The following is a 19,415-nucleotide window of genomic DNA, read 5'->3' as shown; positions in this document are numbered from 1 at the left end:
TCCTATAAGAAAGAGTTAGGCTTGATCGGTAGGCATGATCCACAGCTCACTGACAGATGTATGGCGTGGTCGTGTAACCATATAAGCGACGCCTTCGGCTATATCTTCCGATTGCAGAACCTCGGTAGTCTTATAGAACGTATCGATGCTTTCGCGCATCGGCCCACTATTGTGCGAGCCTAATTCTGTATTGACACCGCCTGGTTCAAGCACACCAACTCGAACATGTTTTTTGGTGATCTCTTGGCGCAACGACTCGGTGAACCCGTTAACACCGAACTTTGTCATGTTGTAAACACCGTAATTCGCCCATGCTACACGGCCAGCAATTGAGGAGATATTTACAATATCGGCAACGCGGCGGGGGCCGTTCTCCGCAGCTTCTAATAAATGAGGCAAAGCCGCATGCGTCATATAGAGCAAACCCTTCTGGTTAATGGCGATCATACGCTCCCATTCATCAGGATCTGCACCAACAATAGGGCCGAGCAACATCAGCCCTGCATTGTTGACCAAAATATCCAGATGTCCAAATCGATCGATCACCTGTTGGACCGCCGCTTCTGCTTGTCCACGGTCAGTTATATCTGCAGGAATGGCAAATGCAGTCCCACCAACCTCTTCAATCTGTCTAACAAGCGCTTCCAACCTTTCTTGTCGGCGGGCAACCAGTGCGACTGATGCTCCCTGTGCAGCAAGAACCAAAGCAGTGGCATGACCGATTCCACTACTCGCCCCCGTCACAAGGGCGACGGTACCGTTAAGTTTTGATGTCATGAATATATCCTCAGTGAATTATGAAACAGAGCGTTAAACATCACCATGCGCGAGCGATGAAGATAGCTTGCGGTGAACATCAGCCTGATCGAGAAGCACCTGGGCCTTATTCTCAAAAGCCTGTACAGCATCAGCGCCAGCCGCAAAGCGAATGGGGGTGTCGATATTTAATTAATCGATCGTGTCAGCTATTGCCTAAATATTCTACTTTGCGTTTTTAATGTCGAACCAACCAGGAGTAGCGTCAATCACGTCCCACAACTTACTCGGGATATCACTGTACGCGATTTTTGACTGGTCTAAAGCGATGTCTATTTCTTCAGAATGTCCCTTTTCTGCCAGCTCTATCCAATCGGGATTAACGACAAGAGTTTTGCCGATCGCCACAAGTGGCAAGCCAAGCTCAAGGGCCTCAGCAGCCTGATTGGGGGTTTTGATCTGCCCAGCGGCAATGACAGGGGCACGTCCATTGATGCGCTCGAGAAGTAGCATCGCTATCGTTTTGTCTTCAGCACTATCTATAGGCAAGGTTTCAAGGATATTTGTGAGTGAAACGTGAATATAGCCAATACCGTGGTTAATTAGCTCATCGATAAGTACATAGGTATCGTCAATTCTCAGTCCCTCCCTATCCGGTTCTTCCGGTGAAAGCCTGTAGCCAAGAATAAACGGTCCAGTAGCATAGGTCTTGATGACGCGTTTTACTTCCTGCACCACGGCCAGCGGGAAACGCAGGCGATTCTCAAGCGATCCGCCCCATTCATCCGTCCGGCGGTTAAATTTTGGTGAAAAGAAATTCTGAATCAGAAAACTATGAGCACCATGCAGTTCAACACCATCAAAACCGGCTTCTATGGCGCGACGAGTGGCATCGCCAAAGGCCCTGATGGCCTCTTTGATCTCATCGTGAGTAAGTTGACGCGGCGTAAGCGCAGGCACGCCGAAAGGCCCAGCCTCAGTATTGACCGCGCTGGCACTGACAACATCACCGTTAGGTATCAACTCAGGTATAGCTTTGTTTCCCGCATGAAATAATTGCAAAATCATGTGTGATCCTCCGCCCTTCCCCGCGTCAGCCAACCGCTTCAAACTCGGAATAAAACGATCGTCGTAAGAAGCAAATTCATTGGTGAAACCAATACCGTTTTCCTGAACGTGAGTACAGCCGGTAATGACAAGGCCAACTCCATTTACCCTGCGCCGATAGTATGTAATCTCTTCATCAGAGATGCTTCCATCGGTATTACCGGCCCACGTTGTCATAGGAGCCATCACCATACGGTTACGTAGAGTAATTCCGTTGGGGAAAACGAAGGGTTCAAATATTTTATGAAAGTTCTCATTCATAGGATTACCTGTTAAAAATAGATTGTTCTCGGTCCTATAATCCCACCAATTCAGCTCCTAGAATGACTGTACACTGATATCATTCGTAGTCATGACTATTTAGTTTCAATACCACCTTACATATGCACAGATGATAATATTTTCTTACACATTCGGTATCGCCTAAGTACGATAAAATACGCTGTGAAAAATCACCCCGGTTATTGCCTAAACTAATAAGTCCATTCTTGAAAATAGTAAATGTAGCGTAGCGTTTTATAGCTCAAACAAGGAATATTCATCCGCTGATGAGTTAGCGTATAATTACAATAATATGACATGCTGGTATTGACGTATCTGATCTCTGACGTCCTCAATCAATTCTTCACGATTCTTCTGCCAATAAATACGCCCACGACGCAGGAAGATATGGTGAACGAGATGACCGCCGTGGGCCGCCACCCGCGCCGCAAAAGCATCCGTCTCTTCTTGTTTGAATCTGCTATTACCCGTGGTAATAAGCACAACTTGTTTTCCTGTAAGATCCGTCTGCTCAACATAAGCCCAGAGAGGTGTTGCAGGGCGGAACATCCAGGTCGGTGAAACCAGAAAAATTCGCTTAACTGGCGCTAACTCGATAGGTTCCACAATGATTTTGGGGTGTATTTCCTTACTTGCATCCGATACAGCATTTCTTTGCCCTGCAATATCGAGAGTATATTCAGCATATATACGAGCAATCGGGGCATTAAATGTCTGGGCAATTTCACGCGCCACAGCCTCAGAATGCCCTGAACGAGAATAATAGACGACTGCAACTGCACGGTTTGATTCACCAGTAGGCGCATAAACAGGGCTTGGAACATAAGTCCGATCCTTTACGACCATAACGATAAAAGGGATACTCCCAACAACCAAGACCAACACCGCTGCATAAACAAACATGTTTTTCTTCCAGCTCACCTTGCTTACCTCTATATAGGGCGCAGACTAACGGGTTAATCTGCGAAGCTGATAGGTGATAAACCGATTTGCAACAACCATTACACAGCAGCGTGAACGATCAGTGGAATGGTTTTGCCACTCTACGTAGGTCTGCTTCTAGGAACATCTTATGACGACTTTTCCGAAGTGTGCTCTGCTGTCAAGATGAACAAAAGCCTGCTTAGCTTCCTCAAAATCAAAAACGCGGTTGATAACTGGTTTAATATCGGCCATCTCGATCGCACGCACGAGCTCCTTAAGTGCTTCACGACTACCAACTGAAATATGCCGCAATGTCGCACCGCTCATAAACATATTGATGTAGTCTACGCCCGCGCCCCCAGAACTCACGAAACCAACAAGGGCTATTTCGCCACCAGGACGGATTGCACGTAGACTTTCCGCTATTGTGCCAGGCCCACCCACTTCCACAATACGATCCACACCTTGCCCGTTAGACAAATCCCGCACACGATCTCCCCAGCGCGGTTCTTCGCGGTAGTTAATAACCTGATCGGCTCCAAGCTCGCGTAAACGTTTAGCTTTCTCCGTGCTGGATGTCGTCGCAATAACAGAAGCGCCAGCAGCCTTAGCAAGCTGAAGCGCAAAGATAGAGACACCACCTGTCCCTTGAATCAAGACTGTATCACCACAGCGAACAGGAGAACCGTCGGTAAGTGCGCTCCATGCTGTTAATGCAGCACAAGGCAATGTAGCAGCCTCTTCATAGGAAAGATTATTTGGTATACGAACGAGTGATTCCTGGTTGACGACTTTCTGCTCAACCAGCCAACCATCAGACATACTGCCATAACCATAATGGAAGAGATTAGTCGGCATATGCCCTGCGAACCAACGGGGGTGGAACGTCCCCATTACCCGATCTCCGACGTTAAAATAATCAACCCCCTCCCCAATGGCAATAACTTCACCGGCTCCATCGCTTGTTGGGATCAATCCCTTTAAATGAGGAGCAGGATACTGACCGCGAAGGATTGCGATATCTCTAAAATTCAGTGATACCGCATGAATGCGAACTAATACCTCACCTTGTTGTGGGTGTGGGATGCTCTCCTGTTGTACATGCAGGTCATCAATACTTGTGAAATTATCTAAACGATATGCTTTCATGTAATGTTTCTCACCCTCATCCTTAAATACATAACCATACGTGGACCACACCAAAAATCATTGCCTAATATGTCACATTAATTGCCTAATCCAATCATTCCTGTAATAAGGAATTTAAGAATGCTTTTTATTTTTCAGTTCGCAACTACAATGATGCCAGCGATAGCAAAGATTAAGAGATATACTAATTTTAATAAATCGGATTTATAAATAGGATTAATAACAGAATGCAATATTCTCTATCTAGTTTCACCTTTCAAATTGAGCCAAGATGATACATATCGATTATTTACGAATAACATGATTGGTTTAACGTAAAAACTACCCGCGACATAGTAAAATGGTGAAAAATGAAAAAACGTTTATTGGGCAAAAATGGGCTGGAAGTGTCTACCTTAGGGCTAGGCTGCATGGGGTTAAACCACGCTTATGGAACAGCAATAGATAAGCAACAGGCTATCAGCCTCATCCGAAGTGCATTCGATCAAGGTGTCACCTTCTTCGATACGGCGGAGGTTTATGGACCATTCACTAATGAGGAGCTTGTCGGTGAAGCGCTTGCGCCAATCCGTGACAACGTCGTAATTGCAACCAAATTCGGTTTCGATATTGATCAAGATACGGGCTATCGACACGGTACACTCAACAGCCGCCCCGAACACATCAGGCTTGTTGTCGAAGCATCTTTAAGGCGGCTGAAAACTGATAGAATTGATCTACTTTATCAACACCGCGTTGATCCAAACGTACCGATAGAAGATGTCGCTGGCACAGTTAAAGATCTGGTTATTGAAGGCAAGGTCAAACATTTTGGCCTTTCTGAACCCGGGGTCCAAACAATCCGTCGCGCCCATGCTGTCTATCCTGTAGCTGCGGTTCAGAGTGAGTATTCACTGTTTTATCGGGGTGTTGAAAATGAAATATTACCTGTCCTCGAAGAACTCGGCATTGGTTTCGTCCCTTTCAGTCCATTAGGCGCGGGTTTCCTCACAGGAAAGATCGATGAGAATACGGCATTTGAAAACTCAGATTTTCGCGTTGCGGTTCCTCGTTTTTCATCTGAAGCCCGCAAAGCTAACGCCATTCTGGTCGACGTTTTAAAAACGCTTTCACAGCGTAAAGGGATAACGCCAGCCCAATTATCGCTAGCTTGGTTGCTTGCTCAAAAACCATGGATTGTTCCTATTCCAGGCACAACGAAGCCACATAGATTGGAAGAAAATCTGGGCTCGGTCAACGTTGAGCTTTCTGCTGAAAACAAGATGGAAATCGACGAAGCATTATCAACAATATCAATTGTCGGAGAACGTCTGCCGGAAAGTGGAATGAAAATGGTTGGTCTGTGAACGCGGTAGCTTCAAAACACGACTAAATAATTAGGCCGAAAAGATGTTTCGGCCTAATTATTTTCATCATGGTGAAAATATTTTTATCTCCACACTATCGGCCAAGAAAAAACTTCAGCCTCCTAACAAAACCTCAGACACCGCGTGTTGCCAATAGGGTATCCGCCAGATCCGTAGTACGTGACAAGGCACTCTTTAGGGAATGGGATAAAGCGTCTCCCCCTTCAGATTGATGTTCAACAGCAATGCAATGAATCTCATTGATGCCAATAAAACCCAGAGCTGTCTTTATAGCAGGGTCAAGATGATTCATATGTGCATATTCTCCCCCCGGATCCATTCCATGGTCACCGCGTGAAGATAAAAGTACAACCGGTAGTGGCCGTTCAGAAAAGGCACCAGTGAAAGGATGTCCAGGAACATCGGGAGTATAAAACAGTGTCCGCCCCAGCCGAACAATTTTATCTATCCACGCTTTCAGGCTAGATGGCATACCAAAATTGTACATAGGAACCCCCAGAACCAACAAATCGGCCCAGAGTAATTCATCGACGAATTCATTACTTTTTTCCAATACGCGATCGACTTCTACCGGCTCAAGACCCGAACCGAATCCAGCCTCAATCCAAGAATGGTTTATATGATCGGGTGGTTGCAGCCCAACATCACGATAACGAACGGCAGCATCAGGCTGACGTGATAACCAATACTTTACGAAATCGTGGGTCAAGCGGCGGCTGTAAGAACCATGTAAATCAATTCCGCCTAAACCCGGGCGCGCACTGGCATCAATATGCAGAATTTTTGTCATCTTTTTATCCTTTTCGATAACATTAAATATTTAGCAGGAATTCTGGTATCAGAGTATATTGAGTCAATTAATTTCTATTTATCAAGAAATAAGTGATTATTGTAAAATTGGCACAACCGATTACTGACTAAGGAGATATTAATATTATCTCCTCGATTAACACTGCTAAATCACGAGGAGACGACATTATAGATTCAAACCAGATACATCTATTTATTTAAAATAGTTATTAATAGATTTAAGCATTGTACCGTCTAGGTTTTTTAGCTCTTTTAAAACATAACCGATGGTAATCAACCAGATATCTATTTTAGGAAAAAATATATGCCAAATGTTCTTTCAGTCTTTCGATATCTTTCTCGATCTCAGGAGCTTTCATTACATCGAAACACGAAAATGACGGCACTGGTTCGACACCGCAAAACTTGTAATTGACCGTATTGTAAGCGAACACATCATCCACCGATTTTCCGGAAAATAAGATCTGTTCTTTGTCATCAAAGGCCTCTCTCGGGGCATTCCAAGTCAGCGAAAGCATGTACTGCTTACCTTGCATTTTCCCCCCCGAACCATATTGCCGACTTGGATCTTGCCGCGTTCTGCCATCATCCACCAGGAAACACTGTTGCATAAGACCAGCAGTAAAGACTTCATCGACATACTTTTTATAAATCCAAGGTGTGCTGAACCAGTACACAGGAGATTGGGTAATAATGATGTCAGCCCAAAGATGCTTTTCAACCTCTTCATTAATATCATAGCCTCGTTCTATATCGGTGAGTTTCACCGTGTAACCGCGCTTTTCCATTGCCTCTTGAATCACGCTAATTAACGTCTTGTTTAAACTCCCTGACGAAATACCTTCATAGAACTGATGTGCGTTGATGATCAATACGTTCTTCATAATATTTCCTGCGTTTGATTGCCTTAAGAGACGTGCGAAAGACAGTATTTGTAGGCAGATAGTATGGCTCGGTGAGTGAAACTCACGCTTGCCAGATATGATTGATTTTTTGCCTAATTCGATTAACCGCTATCAATATCGGCAATATAATTACAGAACAATGTTAGACTTTTCATTACTGAACATATCGGAAAATCTTACGAAAAGGGGAGGAGCAGATGCTAGCTCAAAACGGCAGTGAAAGATTGGCACTCTTGGTAGCCAAGATGGCAACTATCGATGGTGATTACGAAACAGCAATCCCTGCACTCTCACTTTATCGCAGAAGCGCCGCCACCGCACCCATGCCTTGTATCTACGGGCTGGGGCTAGGCATTACCGTTCAGGGTGGGAAACGGGTAACACTGGGTGATAAAATCTTCGACTATGGGCCAGGTCAATCTCTTGTAACCTCTGTCGATTTGCCGGTTGTCTCCCATGTCACCAAAGCCAGTGCAGATGAGCCCTATCTGGGAATTCGTCTGAATCTGGATGCTCGGCTTATCTCTCAACTGGTGGCCGATATGGATTTTTCCCATACAGTAAAAACGTGTAGCACCAGTGCAATATCGGTAGTTGAACTTGATGAGAGCCTTTTGGAAGCCATCTGTCGACTTATTCGACTATTGAATGACCATACGTTACTTCCCCACATAGCCCCCTTAATTCAGCAGGAGATAACCGCGCGGTTACTACACGGACAACATGGCCCAACATTGAGACATCTAGTCACACTGGGGTCACCAGGGCAGCAAATTGCCAAAGTCCTGTCATGGCTAAAGCTCAATTTCACCCAGGACTTATCGATGGAGGAATTGGCCGCCAAAGCATATATGAGTCCTTCGGCCTTCCGTCAGCACTTCCGATCACTAACCGATATGAGTCCCTTGCAATATTTAAAGAATTTGCGATTACAAGAAGCTCGGCAGTTGATGATGAACGAAAGTCTTGATGCGAGCAGCGCTGCCGTTCGTGTCGGATATGAAAGCGCATCCCAGTTCAGCCGTGAATATACCCGACTGTTTGGCTCACCTCCGCTCCGAGATATGAAAAAATTAAGGAAATATTCCTCAAGCAAATAAAAATGGGGCACCCCAATGTGTAGATAGATATCAGCTACATGCTAACTGACCCAAGTCGAGAAATTTTGGCGTTTAGATTATTGTCAGTTCCATCTTAATAGGACTCAGAATTTTAAGCGCCCTTGAGCCAGTAACGTCTCGAAAGCGAGACGTTTATCCTCACAATACGGATATTTAGTTTTCAGTATCAGCGCATCACTACACTAAACAACATCAGTATATTTCAGATATAGATGTAAAATGATGGTATCCAGAATGGCGTCCAAATCTTCACTGACGAGGGCCGCCTGTACTTCCTAATTCCATCATGAAATCAGCCAGTCTAAAAAAAATTAAATAAGCTCTAAAATTCGTTGAACTTGCTAATTTCCACCCCTCAATGGAAAGTTAACGAAGGGGGTTTTAAAATAACCAACAGCACTGTAGCCAATTTATAACAACAGGATCACCACGTCTAGATTGATTATGAAATAGCGCATGAGTAGGAAAAAAAACTCACTCATGAAATAAAAACTACAATAAAAAATACAATTAAATAATTTATCGACAAAACTATGACTTTCAAAACCGATCATCTATCCGGAAATTTATTAGAGACTAATATATGCCATAAATTACTAAAGAGAGAAAGGATCTTCAGGTAATAGATTGCCGTCATATAAATGGAGATTAATCATGACAATAAAAAATAGAAAAATAAATATCACGAAAAATAATCATAACTGGATTACGATACCAGAGGCAATCGTTATAGCGACGAAGACAAGAAAATCACAGTTAACAGAAGCTGACATTTATCGCTATGCTTTATATGGATACATCAACCTTTCTATCTATTTTCAATCTCAAGTAATCTTACGAAAAATAAAGTTTTCAAATGCTAAAGTAAAACTTAAAACTATAGGAGGCAACCTGATTAACCAGCTATGCATTCTAGAAAAAAACTGCTTTATCAATAATAGAAGATTAATCGTCATCACCGGAGGGGAATATATTCACTTCAAGCAAAAAGTGATTGACACCACGCTTATCGGATATGAATACATACTAATTCAACGTTTATTGGCTAGGTCCCTCGGTATCCCACTACCGGTAGTCGGAGAAACTAATATTAACTATGGACTTACCGTCAACATTGACGATTGTCATTTTCAAATATTTGAAAAAATCAGATATCGTGAAAGGATAAGACTGCAACTCATGAAACTCCCTAAGAATATTGCATTGCATATTACTGAAAAAAAACCATACCAAAAAACGAATCAATACAGCCATAGTGAATATTTCCCGATTCATGATTTACCAGAAGATGCTTGTTTTGTCATCAGACAGGCCGAGTTTGACAAATTACTTAGTATACATGCCAAAAACGATATTTCCGAAACATCCTCGACGCGTATATCTACACCATTATCTAGACTGTTTTGGCTTGCCTGTAAAAATAATGAGTCTATAAGACCACTAATAAGACAACCTTATAAACTTCTATCCATCTTTGAACAGTGGGCATCAGCCGAAGGCATGACCGACCGATTCAGCGGCGATACGTTAAAAACGGCGCTTGAACGCGGTTCTCCTACGTCCATTTAGGGCCCAGTTAAAATGACACTACATACTTCAATCTAAAAACCCGTATTAAGGATTGTGGTGTCCGTAATGCGGGCTCATCAACTTTCCCTCCTCCCCTATCTGTGTTTTTTTACCCACTCCGGGCATATCCCATTTCTGCACTGGAGGTATTTATGACATCTCATCAGTTATTACGGCTGAAACAAGTGGAAGTAAAAACCGGACTAAAGCGCTCACAAATCTACCTGTACATGAAAGAGGGAACCTTTCCTTCTTCAATAAAGATTGGGCCTGCCAGCGTAGCTTGGCTCGAATCTGAAATTGACGAATGGATTAACCTCAAGTTAGCTAACCGCTTGACGCGTTGAAGGGAGGTGTACCTATGTTCCCCTCACTGAATTATGCAGTATTAACAAATGCCCTTGCCGCCCTCAAGGAAGGCAACTTTCGTTATTGTGAAACGTTAGGATTCACATACGACGAATTGAATGCCCTCAATCAGCTGTCCCTCGACGAACTCTTCATCGTCATCCGTGCATCCACACAGTTTATGTCGATCACAGTCCATCACGACGCTTTACAAGAGCTCCTGACGTTTTCACGCGAGGAGGTACAACATCAGCAACAGATTAATCGTGCCATAAGATTGAGAGGGTCTATTGCGCTCCTTAATCACTTTTTTGGTCTCACCTCAAACGAGGTCTGTACTCGTCGCCGGTTGCTGGGTGTCACCATCCCTTATGGCCGAACGCCTGTCCCTGATGAAGCTATCGATGCCGAAATCTGGCTGTCATGGCAAAAGAACCGTCATGAAAACCTTGATACTTCTGAAGCACTGGAAGCGATGATGCAGGTCACTGAATCATTGTCCTCGCGGGAAAAAGGGCCTTCCCTCACCGCCGTCTGGAACTGCATCACCCTTTGTGAGAAAGAAGCACTGAACAGGAGGACATCGCATGCCAGATGAGATCGACCGTGATCAGGAGTTTAATGAGCAGCGACTGGAAGAAATGATTGAACAAAGCCGTTTCAAACCGGCTGGCACTCCCTCACTATCCGACTGTCGTTTCTGCGGTAAGCCCATTCCAGAGAAGCGAAGACAATCATTGCCAGGAGTGACAACCTGTATTGAATGTCAGTCCATAATTGAACGCCGTAATCGCTAAAAATAATCATTAAGACGTGCGGAGAAATTATTTTCTTTGCGCGTCTTTATATTTCCCCATATATAAAATCGCATTCCAATAATAACCTTTATTTATTTTATCTCTCATCAACGTTTTGATTTTCCCATTTCCACCTCCTGACTGAAATAGCATCCTCAACACACCAGTATTCGATGGTCCACCTGATGGGCGTTTATGCGTCCAGGGCGAGTATTGCTCTTTAACAATGTGCTTCGGGCTGTCACACAACCACAATTCAGGGTGCCGCTGAATGTTCTCGCTGACCCGTTAAAACCGGAATGCAGAATCGGGATGTGACCCGTTTATTTCATTCGTTGTCGTTCTGATGAGAGGATAATTCATGAGAAAACCCATCTACCACGTATTTGTCACCCAGGAAGGCCCGCCCGATATGCAGGGCGAAAAAAACACCTACTGGACCAGGGTTGGCGTGGCATTTGCCCATAACGGCAAACCCGGCCTGAATATTGTCCTGACACCCGGTATTGCGGTTTCCGGCAAACTGGTCCTGCTTGAACCACGAGAGGATAACAATCCGCCACAGAGTGCGGAGCCCGGCGAAACGGCGCTTTAACCCTTCTTTATTACCCCTTACTCCGCAGCGTGCCGGGTCGACTGACTGGCACACTGCCTTCAACTCCGAGGCAATCATGCTTTCCACCACTGCCTTTCTGGCGGCGGCCATGCAGTGTGCCGCCAGCATTCATCCGTCCACTGCACTCGACGTGGCACGGGTGGAATCCGGTTTTAACCCTTATGCCATCGCCGAAATTATCCCGAAGGCCACTCGCTCCCTCGGAGATAACAATGTTATTTCCCATCAGCCCGCCAGCCGGGACAAAGCTGAGCTCATTATTCGCCGCCTCGTGACACAGGGCCGCCGTTACTCTGTGGGACTGATGCAAATCACCAGCACCAATTTCCGTCACTACGGTGTGACGGCCACTGACCTGCTTGATCCCTGCACCAATTTGTCCGTTTTTGAACGCATTCTCAGCGACTGCTACCAACGTGGCGGTTCTCTAGAAAGAGCGTTGAGCTGCTATTACTCCGGCAATTTCCGTACCGGACAAAAGCCTGAAGCGGCTTTTTCCGGGACCAGCTATGTGCAGCGGATGGGTTATGTTTCGGCATCTCCCCGTTATGCCGTACCGGGTACCCGCGAGGATAAATCCACAACATCGAATCCCCTCGAAGCGATCCCTGCTGATAAGCCATCCCCTCCCCGTCTGATCTGGCCGGGGACAGTTGTCCGGGCCGTCCCCGCAAAACTCCGTCAGGGGAAAATCGCCATCGCACAGATCTCCGCGCCGTCAGTACGTCGCAGACTCTCTCAGTCACCCCGTGAGGAAGAATAATGACACTTTTTCGCAAGCTAAAGACCGCTGTCAGTGCTGTTTCCGTAGGTGTGCTCATGGTTTTTTCAACAACCCCGGCGTTTGCCGATGGTTTCACTCGCGCAAATACCGTGATGGAAAAGGTCTCCACCGGTCTTCATGGTCTGGCGGCGATCACCATCACCGTGGCCGTGATCTGGGTGGGTTACAAGACCCTCTGGAAAGGCGAAAGCCTGTCCCAGTGCGCCTACATCATTATCGGCGGGATCCTGATTGGCGGGGGCAGTGAGATCGGCGCACTGCTGATGAGCTGAGAGGTCATCTATGGCAAAGCTGCTCAAAGCAATGAAACGCCCGGCGGCACTGTGGGGGGTGCCGATGGTGCCCCTGCTGGGTGTCACCGGTATCACCATCATCGTCGCTGTCTGGACTTCCGTCGCTCTCCTTGCCCTGCTCCCGGTTGAATTTCTGGTGATGAAATCCGTCACCCGGAATGAACCCATGCGGTTCAGCCTGATTGCCGTCTGGCTCAGGGCAAGAGGAAAACCGGCAGCAAACCGTCTGTTTGGCGCAACAACATTTATGCCCGTCGAGCATGATGCTGTTGATATCACGGAGTTTCTCAACGCCATGAAACTGAATCAATGTGCCACGCTCAGGAAGTACATTCCGTATTCATCGCATATTCATCAGCATGTTGTTCGCTCACCACACAGTGATCTCTACTGTACCTGGGAACTGACGGGGACCCCGTTCGATTGCGAATCAGACGAAACCCTCAGTATTGACCGCAACCAGTTGCACGGACTCATCCGCTCATTCGAGGGGATGCCGGTCACCTTTTATATCCATAACGTGCGGGAGCCATTTACCGACTCGCTGCACAAGCCGTCCGGCAACCCTTACGCCGATGAAATCAGCCGTCTGTATTATGCCTCGCTGGCGGCGGATCCATTTCGCCGTAACCGCCTGTTCCTGACCATCTGTTACCGTCCGTTTGTCAGCCTGGAAAAAGCCGGGCGCAGACGCATGAATGACGGCAAGAAACTGAAGGAGCTTGACGCTGCACTGCGGGAAATGCTGGAAATCAAAAGCTCGCTCGATTCCGCACTGTCACGCTACGCCGCACGTCCTCTTGGCACGTTCACCGAAGGTCACGTGGTATTCTCCTCCCAGTTATCTTTTTATGAGTACCTGTTGACGCACCACTGGCGCAAGGTGCCCGTCACCCGCGCTCCGGCCTATTCAATGATGGGGTCGGCGGCGCTGTTCTTTTCCGGGGAGTCCGGGCAGATAAACCACGCCAGCGGTACACAGTATTTCCGGGGGCTGGAGGTGAAGGAGTTCCCGGAGGAGACCGCGACAGGGATGATGGACTCGCTGCTGTACGCCCCCTGCGATTATATAATCACCCAGTCGTACACCTGCATGTCACGTGAAGAAGCCCGCAAGGCCATCAAACGTACCCGACGTCTGTTAATGAGTTCAGATGATGATGCGGTGTCACAGCGACTGGATCTGGATGTGGCGCTCGACCTGCTGACCTCGGGGAAAATCGCCTATGGAAAACACCATTTATCCATCATGGTGTTTTCCCGCTCGCTGGACAATCTGGTGGCCGATACCAGTGAAATCAGCAGTGCCCTGAACAACCTCGGCATTACACCGGTTCCCGCCGCGCTTTCGCTTTCAGCTGCGTATATGGCGCAACTGCCCGGCAATTATCACCTGCGCCCACGCAAGGGAGAGCTGAGCAGTCAGAACTTTGTTGAGCTGGCCGCGCTGCACAATTTCTATCCCGGCAAGCGCGATAACGCACCCTGGGGGGATGCGATGGCCTTACTGCGCACCCCGTCAGGGGATGGCTACTATCTGAACCTGCATAACACGCTGGCGGACAAGGACGAGTTCAACGAGAAGAACCCGGCCAGTACCTGCATTCTCGGCACCAACGGTTCGGGTAAAACCATGCTGATGACTTTCCTTGAAAACATGCAGCAGAAATACGGCCGTATGGACAGTTTTTCTCCCGATGCGAAAACCAAACGACTGACCACCGTTTATCTGGACAAGGATCGGGGCGCGGAAATGAATATCCGGGCGCTGGGAGGCCGTTACTATCGCATCACGCATGGCGACCCTACAGGTTGGAACCCGTTTTCACTGTTACCCACGAAACGCAATATCAGTTTCATCAGTCAGTTGATGAAACTGCTGTGTACGCGTAACGGCGCGACCATCACGCCCCGTGATGAACGCCGCCTGAATGACGCCGTTCAGGCGGTGATGAGTAATGAGCCACAGTACCGCATCCATGGGATCACCCGTTTACTGGAGAATTTGCCGGAGCCTGCCACCCGGGAGGCACAGGAAAACGGCCTGAGTATTCGGCTGTCGCAGTGGGCGCAGGGCGGCGAGTTTGGCTGGGTCTTTGATAACGCATCGGATACCTTCGATATCAGCCACTGCGATAACTTTGGCATTGACGGCACGGAGTTTCTGGATGATGTCAACGTCTGTGCGCCGATCTCCTTTTACCTGCTGTACCGCATCACCACGCTGCTCGACGGACGACGACTGGTTATCTTCATGGATGAGTTCTGGAAATGGCTGCGGGATCCGATCTTTAAGGATTTCGCCTATAACCGACTGAAAACCATCCGTAAGCTCAACGGGATGCTGGTTGTGGGAACCCAGTCCCCGGCGGAGATCATCAGGGATGAGATTGCGCCCGCCGTGATTGAGCAGTGTGGCACGCAGATTCTGGCAGCGAACCCCAGCGCCGACCGGGCCCACTATGTTGACGGGATGAAGTTTGAACCGGAAGTGTTCGATGTGGTGAAAAATCTGGATCCGCAGGCCCGCCAGTATGTGGTAGTGAAAAATCAGTTCAGGCGTGGCGACACAAAACGTTTTGCTGCACGCGTGACGCTCGACCTCTCAGGTATCGGCAGATACACCCGAGTGATGAGCGGCAGCGCCGATAACCTCGAAATCTTTGATTCCCTGTACCGTGAAGGGATGCAGCCCCATGAATGGCTGGAACCCTACCTGGCTCAGGCACTCTGATAACCCAAAGGAGATCCATGATGAAAAGGCATTTTCATGCTCTGATTTTCGCGTGCGTCATTGTCAGCCCGCTGGCGCATGCCGGTATTCCTGTCCTTGTTGATGCTGACCCGCTGCGTGAGCTCGAATGGCTGAAAGAAGCGCAGCGCTGGATGCAGACCGCGCAACATTACCAGAGCCAGATCCAGGCGTACAAAAATCAGTTAGCGACGGCCACCGGCGTCCGGGATATTGCAGACTTTGTGGATCAGGCGAAGAGTCTGAAATCTGATCTGGAAAAACTGCGCAAGCCAGGCCAGACACTCAATGACCTGCTACTTTCCGGCGGCACCTCAGGACAGTTCGATGCACTGTACGCGAAGTACCGGGTTTTCGATACCTGCAATGCCGAACAGTCAGGACGCTATGCAGATACCTGCAAACAACTGGTCATTAATAAGGCGATCCAGCTTGAGCAGACTGACGAAATCCAGAATCAGGTCAGCCAGACACTGGGCGAGATTAACGGCCTCTCGAACCGTATCGCACTGTCCAAAGACTCAAAGGAATCTCAGGACCTTGCCAACAGTATTCAGCTAAAATCAGTGATGCTGAACACGCTCACTGACCAGTGGGAAATGAGCGTGAAGGCAGCAGAAAAGCGCGAAAAAGTCCTGGAGGATATGCGTATTAAACAGTGGAATCAGCAACAGTTAACTGCACCAACCCCTGATTTAAACGGCTAAAGGAGTCTCACATGCGTTTATTAACCCTCTCTTTCCTGTCTTTATTATTTATCATCAGTGGCTGTAAAGAAGAAGCCAAAACCACTCAGTGGTACAAAGATCATCCCGATGAGCTAAAAGCGGTGTATGAAAAATGCCAGAAAACCGGCGATGCCTCGGATAACTGTAAAAACGCCAATGAAGCCCATTATCAAATCCAGCAGTTAAATGCCCCCACTCCCGACCTGAACTCATAGTGAGGTTAATATGCCCGGTGGTGTATTTATCGGTGTTGAAAAACACCTGATAGGAGGAATTACTGACGCCACAAAGGGACTGATGATGTCATACTCCTCCATGATGGTGGGGCTGGTGGCAACGTCAGCCACGCTCTATATCATGTGGCGTGGATACCAGACCCTGGCAGGTAAGTTGTCCATGCCTATGGAGGATGTCACGTGGGACATCATGAGGATGGCAATCATCCTGTCCTTTGTGGCAAATGTCAGCGGTTATCTTGATGGGGTCATTGATGCCATTAATGGCCTGAAGGAGGGATTTTCCGGCAGTGATAATATCTGGCAGTTACTGGATAGCTTATGGGGTAAAGCGAAGGTGTTGGGTAAAACGTTACACGACATGGATAACTCAACATACATAAAAGATGAGGGTATGACGGCTCAATTTTATGTCTGGCTCGGGATATTCGTTTTAATGATTATCACCGCCTTTATTTCAATGATCGCGGAAGTCATGGTTTTACTGCTGAGTATTACAGCTCCCGTATTTATCTTTTGTCTGCTGTATGGCTTTTTACGCCCCATGTTTAACAACTGGCTGCAAAATGTTTTCGCCGCCATATTAACGGTTCTGTTTTCTGCGTTGTCGCTACGCATTGTCGTTAATTATTTAAACTCGCGGTTAGATATTGCAACACAACTGTCTGCACAATCCAACATTGTGGAACTAGGTGCACAGGTCTGTCTGGCCGGTATCTGCGCAGCAATACTGGTCTACCTCTCCGCAAAACTGGCCAGCGCGCTGGCCGGGGCCAGTGCAACCGTGTCTATGCAGGGGCTGGCGGCGGTGGGTATCGGCGCGGCGGCGTTTGGTGCCGGGAAACTGGCAGCAGGAGCCGGTAAGCAGACTACCCGTACCCTTCAGGACACTATCCAGGGCTGGAGTGATGCCAGTGCGGGTAAACCCGGCAGTGGTCCGGGATACAGCGCAGCTCAGGCACGTAAGAACGCGATTGAACAGATGATCGCCCGCAACGAAGCCCGGCGGCTGGCGCAATCAAGAGAAACGGCCGTTCAGAAATTCCATCGTTAAACCTGTCATCCCCTGCTGAAATATTCCCGTTAATCCTCCCGACGAAAACATAACCTTGTTTTCATCTCACTAAGGAAACATCCCATGAAACGCTTGATTGCGCTGGTTTTGCTGTGCGCGCTTTCCGGATGCGCGCAGTCCCCCCGTCCCTGTGCCTTTGGTGGTCAGGGCATCCCGGTGAACACCCCTCAGATAATGGCGGAGTTAAACAATCATGAGTGAACAGACCCTCATTGCGGATTCGCGCACCTTTGAACAGCAGATGATTGAGCGGGACAAACGTGCCACAAAAGCCGGGTTTATGGTGGGCGTCGCGGGCCTGCTCACCGCCGCACTGGCGCTTACCGCCGTGGTGCTGATGTTGCCGCTGAAACAAACGGTCATTGAGCTCTACGCCGTGGATAATCATACCGGACGAGTGGAACACGTCACCCGTGCGTCGAAAACCAGTCTGACGGCGGAGGCGGCTTATCAGAAAGCGATGACGTCCAGTTACGTCAGGCTGCGTGAACGGTATGTTTACCCTTCCCTGCAGGATGATTACGCCACGGTACAGGTTTATAACAGTCCTCAGGTCAACGATGACTATCTGGCACTCTATGCTGGAAATGACGCCCCGGATAAGGTGTACCTGAACGGGGTGCATACCGTACGAATCGACATACTTTCAAACCAGATCACCTCAGGCACTGACCCCGATAAAGTTGCCACCCTTCGTTACAAAAAGACCATCCGCCGCCTCGCAGACAACAGCACCCGCACCGAATACTGGGATGCCCGTCTGACGTTTCACTCCGACCCTGGCAGAGAAATGAGCGATACGGAGCGGGAGGTTAACCCGTTCGGCTTTATCGTGACCAGCTGGCAGGCAGACCGTGAGATCCGGGGAGGTGAATAATGAAAAGCATCATTCTTATCCCGCTGGCGCTGATGATATGTGGCACAGCATGGTGCGCGGCCACCCCGCAGGCCAGCCGCTATGATGCCCGCGTTCAGCAGGTTGTCTATAACCCGCTGAACGTTACCGTCGTCAATACCCGTCCCGGTTTCATGACCACACTGGTCTTTGACAACGACGAGGCGGTTATCAGCGCCAGACCCGGTTTTGAGGAAGCGTGGGAAGCCACACCGGACGCTAACCGGGTCAACATCCGCCCGGTGGCGCTCGTTCAGGGCGCGCCCGGCGCGGACGGTAATACCACGCAGGTGGTTATCCCGCCCAGCAGCCGCGACTGGCATACCAACCTGCTGGTCGTCACCACCCGTCGGCTGTACAACGTCGAGCTGAACGTCATCGATGATAAGTCACCGCAGCAGCCCGCTTTCCAGGTGAGTTACCGTTATCCGGGTGAAACACAGGAAAAGGCCAGCCGTGAGACAGCGGCCAGAACGCTGGAGCGGGAGCAAAAACAGCAGCAGGCTGACATTCAGCAGGCCCTGAATGCCGCGCAGACGCCGCGCAACTGGGACTACCTCAAATATCCGGGGCGCGACAGCCCCCGTATCGTGCCGGATTTCGCGTATGACGATGGCCGCTTTACGTTCGTAGGCTTCTCCCCGGCCAAATCTATTCCCTCCGTGACAAAAGAGCTGAACGGCCAGGAGCATGTGGTTAACAGCAGTATACGCAGAAAAGGCAACTTCACCGTATTGGTCATTCAGGAGGTCACACCCCGTCTGGTCCTGCGTTCCGGTAACGCCGTGGTCGGCCTGGAAAATCGTGGTGTCGGTAAGGTCCAGGCCGCTGATGGTGCCACGGTTTCACCGCATGTTGACCGGGTGGAAAAGCCCGCAACCCACTGACAACTGAGGAGTCA

The 19,415-nt window shown here is 48.3% G+C and carries 22 protein-coding genes; 16 read left to right on the top strand and 6 right to left on the bottom strand.

Features of this window, described 5'->3' with window-relative positions:
* Positions 1-15 precede the first annotated feature (15 nt).
* The 4 genes from KKH3_RS06015 to KKH3_RS06000 form a co-directional block, all read right to left on the bottom strand.
* Entirely contained in the window at positions 16-777 is a 762-nt protein-coding gene (locus tag KKH3_RS06015; RefSeq protein WP_039356941.1) for an SDR family NAD(P)-dependent oxidoreductase, read from the bottom strand.
* 204 nt (positions 778-981) lie between these two features.
* Positions 982-2,124, bottom strand: a complete 1,143-nt coding sequence (locus KKH3_RS06010) for an NADH-dependent flavin oxidoreductase (protein WP_039356938.1) — start codon at positions 2,122-2,124, stop codon at positions 982-984.
* Between the two features lie 303 nt (positions 2,125-2,427).
* Positions 2,428-3,066 (bottom strand): flavodoxin family protein, encoded by a 639-nt coding sequence (locus tag KKH3_RS06005; protein WP_039356936.1) that lies wholly within the window; start codon positions 3,064-3,066, stop codon positions 2,428-2,430.
* 138 nt (positions 3,067-3,204) lie between these two features.
* Positions 3,205-4,218, bottom strand: a complete 1,014-nt coding sequence (locus tag KKH3_RS06000) for a zinc-dependent alcohol dehydrogenase family protein (protein ID WP_039362174.1) — start codon at positions 4,216-4,218, stop codon at positions 3,205-3,207.
* Between the two features lie 350 nt (positions 4,219-4,568).
* Between KKH3_RS06000 and KKH3_RS05995 the strand changes: the two genes are divergently transcribed.
* The gene (locus KKH3_RS05995; RefSeq protein WP_039356935.1) at positions 4,569-5,564 is read left to right on the top strand and encodes an aldo/keto reductase; all 996 of its coding nucleotides are present in this window, start codon (positions 4,569-4,571) and stop codon (positions 5,562-5,564) included.
* A 133-nt stretch (positions 5,565-5,697) separates the two neighbouring features.
* On the opposite strand, the gene KKH3_RS05990 is transcribed toward KKH3_RS05995, so the two are convergent.
* Positions 5,698-6,375, bottom strand: a complete 678-nt coding sequence (locus KKH3_RS05990) for an FMN-dependent NADH-azoreductase (protein ID WP_039356933.1) — start codon at positions 6,373-6,375, stop codon at positions 5,698-5,700.
* 310 nt (positions 6,376-6,685) lie between these two features.
* Complete coding sequence (locus tag KKH3_RS05985; RefSeq protein ID WP_039356930.1) at positions 6,686-7,279, bottom strand: NAD(P)H-dependent oxidoreductase; 594 nt, start codon at positions 7,277-7,279, stop codon at positions 6,686-6,688.
* A 218-nt stretch (positions 7,280-7,497) separates the two neighbouring features.
* Between KKH3_RS05985 and KKH3_RS05980 the strand changes: the two genes are divergently transcribed.
* The 15 genes from KKH3_RS05980 to virB9 all read left to right on the top strand — a co-directional run bounded on the left by KKH3_RS05980 (position 7,498) and on the right by virB9 (position 19,401).
* Positions 7,498-8,400, top strand: a complete 903-nt coding sequence (locus tag KKH3_RS05980; RefSeq protein WP_039356928.1) for an AraC family transcriptional regulator — start codon at positions 7,498-7,500, stop codon at positions 8,398-8,400.
* 675 nt (positions 8,401-9,075) lie between these two features.
* Positions 9,076-9,990, top strand: coding sequence for a hypothetical protein (locus KKH3_RS05975; protein ID WP_039356925.1), 915 nt, complete (start codon positions 9,076-9,078; stop codon positions 9,988-9,990).
* A 152-nt stretch (positions 9,991-10,142) separates the two neighbouring features.
* The gene (locus KKH3_RS05970; RefSeq protein WP_005967095.1) at positions 10,143-10,337 is read left to right on the top strand and encodes an AlpA family transcriptional regulator; all 195 of its coding nucleotides are present in this window, start codon (positions 10,143-10,145) and stop codon (positions 10,335-10,337) included.
* Positions 10,338-10,351: 14 nt separating this feature from the next.
* The gene (locus tag KKH3_RS05965; protein WP_039356923.1) at positions 10,352-10,936 is read left to right on the top strand and encodes a DUF2857 domain-containing protein; all 585 of its coding nucleotides are present in this window, start codon (positions 10,352-10,354) and stop codon (positions 10,934-10,936) included.
* Entirely contained in the window at positions 10,926-11,135 is a 210-nt protein-coding gene (locus tag KKH3_RS05960; RefSeq protein ID WP_039356918.1) for a TraR/DksA family transcriptional regulator, read from the top strand. The genes KKH3_RS05965 and KKH3_RS05960 overlap by 11 nt, the downstream gene beginning before the upstream one ends.
* Positions 11,136-11,496: 361 nt before the next feature.
* Positions 11,497-11,730, top strand: coding sequence for a hypothetical protein (locus KKH3_RS05955; protein ID WP_039356914.1), 234 nt, complete (start codon positions 11,497-11,499; stop codon positions 11,728-11,730).
* Between the two features lie 76 nt (positions 11,731-11,806).
* Positions 11,807-12,514, top strand: coding sequence for a lytic transglycosylase domain-containing protein (locus KKH3_RS05950; protein ID WP_039356911.1), 708 nt, complete (start codon positions 11,807-11,809; stop codon positions 12,512-12,514).
* On the top strand, positions 12,514-12,807 hold the full coding sequence (locus tag KKH3_RS05945; protein WP_039356906.1) for a TrbC/VirB2 family protein: 294 nt from the start codon (positions 12,514-12,516) through the stop codon (positions 12,805-12,807). Before KKH3_RS05950 ends, KKH3_RS05945 begins: the two co-directional genes overlap by 1 nt.
* 10 nt (positions 12,808-12,817) lie before the next feature.
* A complete protein-coding gene (locus tag KKH3_RS05940) occupies positions 12,818-15,562 on the top strand; it encodes a VirB4 family type IV secretion/conjugal transfer ATPase (protein WP_039356904.1) in 2,745 nt (914 codons plus the stop codon).
* Positions 15,563-15,582: 20 nt separating this feature from the next.
* On the top strand, positions 15,583-16,287 hold the full coding sequence (locus tag KKH3_RS05935; RefSeq protein ID WP_039356902.1) for a TrbJ/VirB5 family protein: 705 nt from the start codon (positions 15,583-15,585) through the stop codon (positions 16,285-16,287).
* A gap of 11 nt (positions 16,288-16,298) precedes the next feature.
* Positions 16,299-16,523 (top strand): EexN family lipoprotein, encoded by a 225-nt coding sequence (locus KKH3_RS05930; protein ID WP_039356896.1) that lies wholly within the window; start codon positions 16,299-16,301, stop codon positions 16,521-16,523.
* Positions 16,524-16,533: 10 nt separating this feature from the next.
* Entirely contained in the window at positions 16,534-17,598 is a 1,065-nt protein-coding gene (locus KKH3_RS05925) for a TrbL/VirB6 family protein (RefSeq protein ID WP_039356893.1), read from the top strand.
* Between the two features lie 84 nt (positions 17,599-17,682).
* Positions 17,683-17,820, top strand: a complete 138-nt coding sequence (locus KKH3_RS22205; protein WP_039356888.1) for a putative periplasmic lipoprotein — start codon at positions 17,683-17,685, stop codon at positions 17,818-17,820.
* On the top strand, positions 17,813-18,496 hold the full coding sequence (locus KKH3_RS05915; protein WP_039356886.1) for a VirB8 family type IV secretion system protein: 684 nt from the start codon (positions 17,813-17,815) through the stop codon (positions 18,494-18,496). The genes KKH3_RS22205 and KKH3_RS05915 overlap by 8 nt, the downstream gene beginning before the upstream one ends.
* Positions 18,496-19,401 (top strand): P-type conjugative transfer protein VirB9, encoded by a 906-nt coding sequence (gene virB9 / locus KKH3_RS05910; protein WP_039356884.1) that lies wholly within the window; start codon positions 18,496-18,498, stop codon positions 19,399-19,401. The genes KKH3_RS05915 and virB9 overlap by 1 nt, the downstream gene beginning before the upstream one ends.
* Positions 19,402-19,415 lie beyond the last annotated feature (14 nt).

The sequence above is a fragment of the Pectobacterium actinidiae genome, assembly GCF_000803315.1.
Taxonomy (GTDB): domain Bacteria; phylum Pseudomonadota; class Gammaproteobacteria; order Enterobacterales; family Enterobacteriaceae; genus Pectobacterium; species Pectobacterium actinidiae.
The sequence above is the reverse complement of the archived record's forward strand: the minus strand, read 5'-3'. Positions and strand labels throughout refer to the sequence as shown.